Raw genomic sequence first — 7,359 nt, 5'->3', positions numbered from 1 at the left:
GACCCGGCCCGCGCGGCGCTGCTGCGCTGCTGGGCCGACTGGGCGGATGGGATCGCGCCCCGGGCGCTCAGCCCCTGGCCGGCGCGGGTCACCGTGTTCGACTGGGGCGGCGTGCGCCTGGTCGCCCTGCCGGGCGAGATCTTCGCTCAGACCGGGCTCGACCTCCGCCGCGCGCTGGACGGCGACCCGTTTGCCGGCCGTACCGTGACCTTCGGCTTCGCCGATGGCTGCCCCGGCTACATCCCGCCCGCCGGCGAATACCGCCATGGCGGCTATGAGGTCGAGGAAGCGCATCGCTACTACGGCATGCCGGCCGCCTTCGCCCCGGGCGCGGCCGAGATGCTCGTGGCTGCCGTCCGGGACCTGGCGGGCGGCCACGACAACGGCCCCGGATCGGCCACCTGCTGAAGCACGCGCAGCAGCCGCAGGACGAGTCGGCGCCGCCGAAGCGCACCGCGTCGGTACGTTGAGCGAAGCCGGCCGGACGGTCAGGGTTTCTCGGCGGGCGCGCGCTCGGCGGGGCAGGGATAGGCCTGATACAGACTTATCCTGAGAAACGACTGCGAGGTGCAGCTGCCGTAGCACAGGCCCGATGCCCTCAGGAACGGGCGGATTCTTGCGACGATCTGCTCGATCGACTCGTCCGGCGGGATGCAGGCCCGGGGGCGTTCACCGGCGTGTTGGAAGGCATCCAAATACACCGCCTCGACGGTGGCTTTGACGTAGCCATAGCACCTCTCGCCGATCGGGGCGCCGTCGCGGAGATCGCAGATCCTGAACAGATCCCATCGCGCAGCCCCCTTCGATCATCCTTCCGCGAAGGACGCATTCGACCAGAGCGAGACAGTCAGGGCCGCGACCAGAAGCGCGGTGCATCGGGTCCCGATCATCGAACGGAGTCTCCCCGGCAACGGGCCTGCGGCCCGAGTTGCTCCGGATGATGGGCAAGGGCGATGGGGAAGGGAAGGGGCCGCCGCTCCCGCTCCCCTTCCCGGTCCGCGGTCAGAGCTTCAGCGCGGCGACGCCCGGCAGGTCCTTGCCCTCGAGCCATTCCAGGAAGGCGCCGCCGGCGGTGGAGATGTAGGAGAAGCGGTCCTCGACCCCGGCATGGGCCAAGGCGGCGACGGTGTCGCCGCCGCCGGCCACCGTCAGCAGCTTGCCGGCCTGGGTCAGGTCGGCCGCCTCGCGCGCCACCGCCACGGTGCCGGCATCGAAGGGGCGCTTCTCGAACACGCCGAGCGGGCCGTTCCAGACCACGGTCTTGGTCTCGGCCAGCAGCGCCTTCAGCCCGGCCACGGATTTCGGCCCGATATCCAGCAGCATGGCATCGGCCGGGATGGCCGAATTGTCGACGGCCTCATGCGGCGCGTCGGCCTTGAATTCGCGGGCGACGATGCCGTCGACCGGCAGCACGATCTCGCAGCCGGCGGCCTTGGCCTTGCCGAGGATGGTGTGCACGGCATCGGCCATGTCGTGCTCGCACAGGCTCTTGCCGACATCGACGCCCTGGGCGGCCAGGAAGGTGTTGGCCATGCCGCCGCCGAGGACGAGCCGATCGACCTTGGCGACGAGATTGCCCAGCAGGTCCAGCTTGGTCGAGATCTTGGCGCCGCCGACGATCGCCAGCACCGGGCGCTTCGGCGCCTCCAGCGCCGCCGAGAGCGCCTCCAGCTCGGCCTGCATCAGCCGGCCGGCGATGGCCGGCAGGTGGTGGGCGATGCCCTCGGTCGAGGCATGGGCGCGGTGCGCGGCCGAGAAGGCGTCGTTGACATAGAGGTCGCCGAGCGACGCCAGAGCCTTGGCGAAGGCCGGGTCGTTCTTCTCCTCCTCCGGATGGAAGCGGACATTCTCCAGGAGCAGGATCTGGCCGTCCTTCAGCGCCTTCACCGCCGCCTCGGCCTGCGGCCCGACACAGTCCGCGGCGAAGGCGACCGGCCGCTCCAGCACCTCCTCCAGCGCAGGCAGCACGATGGTCTTCAGGCTGAACTCCGGAGTCACGCCCTTCGGCCGGCCGAAATGCGACAGCAGCACGACGCGGCCGCCCTTGTCGGCGATCTCGTCGATGGTCGGGGCCAGCCGGTCCAGCCGGGTGGTGTCGCTGACATGGCCGTCCTCGACCGGCACGTTCAGGTCGCCGCGCACCAGCACGGTCTTGCCGCGCACATCCACGTCGTCGAGGGTCTTGAAGGCGCTCATCGGCTCGGCTCTCTCGTCAGGGGGCAAGATCGCCGGCACCGAACCACAGCAGCCGCCGCGACGCAACCGGGCCAGTGGTTCGAGATCGGGGTCTGGAAGCCGATGGCCACGCATGTTACCGGAGTCTTCTCACCGCGATGAGAGAGATCCCCATGGCGACTGGCATCGACATCTCGGGCCTGATCAAATGGGCGCGGCGCGACGAGTGGACGGAGATGTGGGAGGACGTCTTCTGGGACCACATCGAGGCGGGCTGCGAGGCGTATGATCTCGAGCCTGACGAGTTGTCCCGCGTGGTCGGCGAGCAGCACTTCAGGAATCTGTGGGGATGCGCCTTCGAGGATTTCATCACCCGCAGCCGCCCCTCGGACGGGCAGACGGCGGTTGCCGACTATCTCAAGCGGCGGGGCTGGAAGGAGCCGGTTCCGGCTAGGCGCTACATGCAGGCGCTCGGCACCTCCGTGATGAGCCTCTACGAGGTCAGCGACATCGTCCCGGGTGAATCCTTCCTCGCCCGCGACCTGATCCGGGGCGGTGAGCCGGTCCGCGTCGGCGAGCGCAGCGCGAGCCGCGTGCTGCAGCCTTGGGACAGGCTTGGGGCACGGATCGTCGAATACAATGGCAAGATCGTCATGGGCGGCGGCGCGCTGCCGTTCGACGCCGCGGCCGCGGACCGGCTGCGGGAGGCCCTCGGGAAAACGCTGACACGGACGCGGAAGAAGATCCGGAAGATCGCCAGGGACGCGGGCGAAGCTTTGGCCGAGGGGAGCGAACGACAGGCGGCCGCGCTGATCGTCCTGATGAACTCGGCGCCGGTGTTCTCCGGCGTCTGGCTTACCCATTGGCTGCCGCGCATCCTCGGGCTCGAGCGGCCGAAGCTCGTCAACCTCGAGGGGGACGAGATCGTCTTCTGCAAGACGCGCTATCCATGGGCTCCCGGGACCAAAGCCGAGGCGATCCGGGAGCGTCTGCGCCAAGTTCCCGATCTCGTCGAGGCGAGCGAGACCTTCTGGAACTGGATCGGCGAGGCGCCGGCTGAGGATGCCGGCGACGACCGGCCGGCGGAAGATGAGGCCACCGAGACCCATTCGACCAAGCTCGACAGCGGGGAGCTGGTGCTCGGCAATGTCGAGATCATCGACGGCGCGGTCGTGCTGTCGACGAATTCAAGGCCGCGGGCGGAGCGCGGCATGGCCCTTCTCGGCCCCTGTCTCGGCGAACTGGTGCAGCCGCCGCTGACCGAGATCCAGACCGCCGAGCAGGCAATGGCGGATTCGGCGGGCGAGCCCCCGGCATCGAGCAGCCTGTCGCCTGAAGAGGCCGCCCGGATCGTGCGCGATACGCTGGACGCGCATTACCGTGAGACGCTCGACCTGCCCGTCAAGATGCTGGGCGGCATCTCCCCGCGCCGCGGCGCGGACCGCAAAGGGCAGGGAGAAGGCGGTCGTCTGGCTGAAATATCTCGAGAACCAGAGTCGCCGGAATCCCGACGAGACCCTGGCGAGCTACGATTTCTCCTGGATCTGGAGCGAGCTCGGCGTCCTCGACCGGCCGCGGTGATGGCCTCGGCCGGCGCGTCGTCGCCACGGGTGTGGTTTCTCGACTCCCGGCCCCGCGGCAAGCAGTCGATCGCGACCATGACGTCGGAGGCCTTGATCACCGCATAGGCGGCTTGGCCGGGCTTGAGGCCGAGCGAATCGACCGCCTCGTTGGTGATCGACGAGGTGACGATGACGCCGCCGCCGATGTCGATGCGGACATGCGCGGTGGTCTGGCCCTTGGTGACCTCGGCGATGGTGCCCTTGAGCTGGTTGCGGGCGCTGATCTTCATGGGGACGGCGCTTTCGCTGGGGTGACGGTGGCGCACCCTAGCCGCACGTTCTCAGCCAAGTCCGTTCCATCCCCGTCATTGCGAGCACAGCAAAGCAATCCAGGGGCCAATGCGAACCAGGCCCTGGATGGATTCGTCGGCTGACGGCGTGGAGAAGATCGGGCCGTCAGATCTTCGTCCAGGCCGCGTCCTTCTGGGACGAGGCGACGCAGGCGGCGATGAAGCGCACGCCGGCCAGGCCGTCCTCGACCGTCGGCACCAGCAGCGCGTCCGGCTGCGGGTCGCGCTTGTCCAGCCGGGCCAGGATCTGCTCCGCCGCGTCGCTGTAGATCTGGGCGAAGCACTCCAGATAGCCCTCGGGATGGCCGGGCGGCACGCGGGTGGCGTGGGCCGCGGCCGGGCCGCTGCCGGGACCGCCGCGGGTCAGGCGGCGATGCGGCTCGCCCAGCGGCATGAAGGTCAGATGGTTCGGGTTCTCCTGCGCCCACTCCAGGCCGGCCTTCTCGCCATAGACCCGCAGGCGCAGACCGTTCTCGTTGCCGCTGGCCACCTGGCTGGCCCAGATCATGCCGCGGGCGCCGCTGGCGTAGCGCAGAAGGATATGGGCGTTGTCGTCCAGCCGCCGGCCGGGGACGAAGCTCTGCAGGTCCGCGGCCAGCGACTCGGCGCCCTCGCCGGTGACGAAGCTGGCCAGGTTGTAGGCATGGGTGCCGATGTCACCGACGCAGCCGGCCGGGCCGCTGCGCGCCGGGTCGACCCGCCATTCGGCCTGCTTGCTGCCGGTGTCCTCGGCCTTGGTCGCCAGCCAGTCCTGGGCGTATTCCGCCTCGACCAGCCGGATCCGGCCCAACGCGCCCTCGGCCACCATCGCCCGGGCCTGCCGGATCATCGGATAGCCGGTGTAATTGTGGGTCAGGGCGAAGATCTGGCCGCTCTTCTTGACCGTCGCCACCAGGTCCTCGGCATCCTCGACCGTCGTGGTCATCGGCTTGTCGCAGATGACGTGGAAGCCGGCCTCCAGAAAGGCCTTGGCCGGGCCGTGATGGACGTGGTTCGGGGTGACGATGGCGACCGCATCGATCGCCGGGCCGCCGCCGTCGCGCAGCTTCTTTTCGCCCTCCAGCATCGCCTGCCAGCTGGGATAGGCGCGGGACGGGTCCAGCCGCAGGTCGGCGGCCGAGGCCAGGGCCTTCTGCGGGTCGCTGGACAGCGCCCCGGCGACGAAGTCCCAGCGGTCGTCCATCCGCGCCGCCAGGCGGTGCACCGCACCAATGAAGGCGTCGCGGCCGCCGCCGATCATGCCCAGGCGCAGGCGCCGGCTCGGCGCCCGTTCCGCGGTTCCGGAAACCATGGTCTTCCTCCCTGTCCCTGTCGCTTACCGGTCGATGCCGAGCAGGCGGCGGTTCGCAGCCTCGTCGGTGCCGCCGGAGGCGAAATCGTCGAAGGCGCGCTCGGTTGTGCGGATCAGATGCGAGGCGATGAAGGGGGCGCCTTCGGCCGCGCCCTGCTCGGGATGCTTGATGCAGCACTCCCACTCCAGCACCGCCCAGCCGTCGAAGCCGTACTGCGTCAGCTTCGAGAAGATGGCGCCGAAATCGACCTGGCCGTCGCCGAGCGAGCGGAAGCGGCCGGCCCGGTCGGCCCAGGAAGCAAAGCCGGAATAGACGCCTTGGCTGGCGGTCGGGTTGAACTCGGCGTCCTTCACGTGGAAGGCGCGGATCCGCTCGTGATAGCGGTCGATGTAGCCGAGATAGTCGAGCTGCTGCAGCACGAAATGGCTCGGGTCGTACAGGATGTTGCAGCGCGGGTGGTTGCCGACGCGCTCGAGGAACATCTCGAATGTGGTGCCGTCGAACAGGTCCTCGCCCGGATGGATCTCGTAGCAGAGGTCGACCCCGGCCTCGTCGAAGGCGTTCAGGATCGGCGTCCAGCGCCGCGCCAGCTCGTCGAAGGCGGTCTCGATCAGCCCGGCCGGGCGCTGCGGCCAGGGATAGACATAGGGCCAGGCGAGGGCGCCGGAGAAAGTGGCGTGGGCCTTGAGGCCGAGGCGCCGCGACGCCTGGGCGGCATAGCGCAGCTGCTGCACCGCCCATTCCTGCCGCGCCTTCGGGTTGCCGCGCACCTCCGGCGCCGCGAAGCCGTCGAAGGCCTCGTCATAGGCCGGATGCACGGCCACCAGCTGGCCCTGCAGATGGGTCGACAGCTCGGTCAGGGCCAGGCCGTGCCTCTTCAAGGTGCCCAGCACCTCGTCGCAATAATCCTGGCTCTCGGCTGCGCGCTTCAGGTCGAACAGCCGGGCGTCCCAGGACGGGATCTGCACACCCTTGTAGCCGAGGCCCGCGGCCCAGCCGGCGATCGAATCCAGGCTGTTGAAGGGCGGGGCGTCGCCGGCGAACTGGGCGAGGAAGATGGCCGGTCCCTTGATCTCTCGCATGTTTCCTCCTCCGTGGGGTGCGCCGCGGCACCCTCTCCCTGGGCGATGATTTGTTCGATGTGCGAGCCTAACGCCCCGTCCGGGCGCCGCGCAATGCAATCGATTACAGAACGGTTCACTTTGGCGCCCATCGTCCCGTCCCAGAACGAGGTTGTCAATTTATTGTCCGATGAATGACAGGGGTTGATTGAAATATTGGTGCGAAGCGGTACGAAGCGTAAGATAATTGCCCGGCCGTCGGTGGAAGGCGGGTCGTGAAGGGAGGCCAAGATGCGTTTGATCGTGCTGGTCGCCGGTTTGGCGGCCGTCCTCGGGCTCACCGCGTGCACGCGGCCTTCGACGCTCGACACCAATCCGCAATATGTCCGCATGACCCGGGCGGAGTTCGACCGGCAGGTGCTGGGCCGGCCGTTCCTGGTGCAGGGCGTGCTGGGCGGGCCGGACCGCCTGTTCGAATACCGCCGCAACGGCAGGTACACGCTCAGCGGCCTCGACGGCAGCGGCCGGCCGATCCAGCTGCGCGAGGGCAACTGGCGGTTCGAGGACGGCACGGTCTGCACCGGCCGGCTCAGCCGCAGCGAGGCGGGCGACAGCTGCGTCACCATCTTCGCCTCGCCGCCCGCGGCGGCGCCGGACGTGATGAACTGCAATGTCCGCTGGGTCGGCGACCGCGGCAATCTCGAAGGTGATTCGGTGCATCGCTGCCGGGTGACGGCGCGACGGTAAGCCCGTCAGTCGCCGAGACTCTCCGCCCAGGCTTCGAGGCGGGCGGCGAGGGCGGTGTCGCCCGCGACCTCGATCAGCTTGGTGCGGTCGGTGGCGCCGCCGACGATGGCCAGCGCCGACTTCGGCAGGCGCCAAGTCTTGGCCAGCAACGCGATCAGCGCCTCGTTGGCGG

The 7,359-nt window shown here is 69.2% G+C and carries 7 protein-coding genes and 1 pseudogene; 3 read left to right on the top strand and 5 right to left on the bottom strand.

Annotated elements, in window-relative coordinates:
- A partial coding sequence (locus P409_RS39065; protein WP_034843206.1) for a hypothetical protein occupies positions 1-408 on the top strand: 408 nt, incomplete at its 5' end.
- A gap of 594 nt (positions 409-1,002) precedes the next feature.
- Here P409_RS39065 and P409_RS21045 read toward each other — a convergent pair.
- Positions 1,003-2,196, bottom strand: coding sequence for a phosphoglycerate kinase (locus P409_RS21045; RefSeq protein WP_034843203.1), 1,194 nt, complete (start codon positions 2,194-2,196; stop codon positions 1,003-1,005).
- Between the two features lie 152 nt (positions 2,197-2,348).
- Between P409_RS21045 and P409_RS40870 the strand changes: the two genes are divergently transcribed.
- Complete coding sequence (locus tag P409_RS40870; protein ID WP_152613467.1) at positions 2,349-3,863, top strand: hypothetical protein; 1,515 nt, start codon at positions 2,349-2,351, stop codon at positions 3,861-3,863.
- Between the two features lie 23 nt (positions 3,864-3,886).
- Here the strand turns inward: P409_RS40870 and P409_RS40865 are convergent.
- From P409_RS40865 to P409_RS21030, 3 genes and pseudogenes are all read right to left on the bottom strand, one after another.
- Positions 3,887-4,027 (bottom strand): annotated as a pseudogene (locus P409_RS40865) (TOBE domain-containing protein); the annotation flags it as partial.
- Positions 4,028-4,193: 166 nt separating this feature from the next.
- Positions 4,194-5,378, bottom strand: a complete 1,185-nt coding sequence (locus P409_RS21035; protein ID WP_034843200.1) for a Gfo/Idh/MocA family protein — start codon at positions 5,376-5,378, stop codon at positions 4,194-4,196.
- A 24-nt stretch (positions 5,379-5,402) separates the two neighbouring features.
- A complete protein-coding gene (locus P409_RS21030; RefSeq protein WP_034843197.1) occupies positions 5,403-6,461 on the bottom strand; it encodes a sugar phosphate isomerase/epimerase family protein in 1,059 nt (352 codons plus the stop codon).
- A 270-nt stretch (positions 6,462-6,731) separates the two neighbouring features.
- Here P409_RS21030 and P409_RS21025 point away from each other — a divergent pair, with 270 nt between their 5' ends.
- The gene (locus tag P409_RS21025) at positions 6,732-7,187 is read left to right on the top strand and encodes a hypothetical protein (protein ID WP_034843193.1); all 456 of its coding nucleotides are present in this window, start codon (positions 6,732-6,734) and stop codon (positions 7,185-7,187) included.
- A 5-nt stretch (positions 7,188-7,192) separates the two neighbouring features.
- Here P409_RS21025 and P409_RS37245 read toward each other — a convergent pair whose 3' ends face one another.
- Positions 7,193-7,336 carry a DUF167 domain-containing protein gene (locus P409_RS37245; RefSeq protein ID WP_238578735.1) on the bottom strand — a complete coding sequence of 48 codons (144 nt, stop codon included), beginning with the start codon at positions 7,334-7,336 and terminating at the stop codon, positions 7,193-7,195.
- Positions 7,337-7,359: the final 23 nt, after the last annotated feature.

The sequence above is a fragment of the Inquilinus limosus MP06 genome, assembly GCF_000767795.1.
Lineage (GTDB): Bacteria > Pseudomonadota > Alphaproteobacteria > DSM-16000 > Inquilinaceae > Inquilinus > Inquilinus limosus_E.
This window is presented reverse-complemented; position numbering and strand designations above follow the sequence as displayed.

Bases quoted from the DNA above. Each gene is read 5' to 3' on its own strand.
- P409_RS21045 (WP_034843203.1), bottom strand. From the start codon at position 2,196: ATGAGCGCCTTCAAGACCCTCGACGACGTGGATGTGCGCGGCAAGACC.
- P409_RS40870 (WP_152613467.1), top strand. From the start codon at position 2,349: ATGGCGACTGGCATCGACATCTCGGGCCTGATCAAATGGGCGCGGCGC.
- P409_RS21035 (WP_034843200.1), bottom strand. From the start codon at position 5,378: ATGGTTTCCGGAACCGCGGAACGGGCGCCGAGCCGGCGCCTGCGCCTG.
- P409_RS21030 (WP_034843197.1), bottom strand. From the start codon at position 6,461: ATGCGAGAGATCAAGGGACCGGCCATCTTCCTCGCCCAGTTCGCCGGC.
- P409_RS21025 (WP_034843193.1), top strand. From the start codon at position 6,732: ATGCGTTTGATCGTGCTGGTCGCCGGTTTGGCGGCCGTCCTCGGGCTC.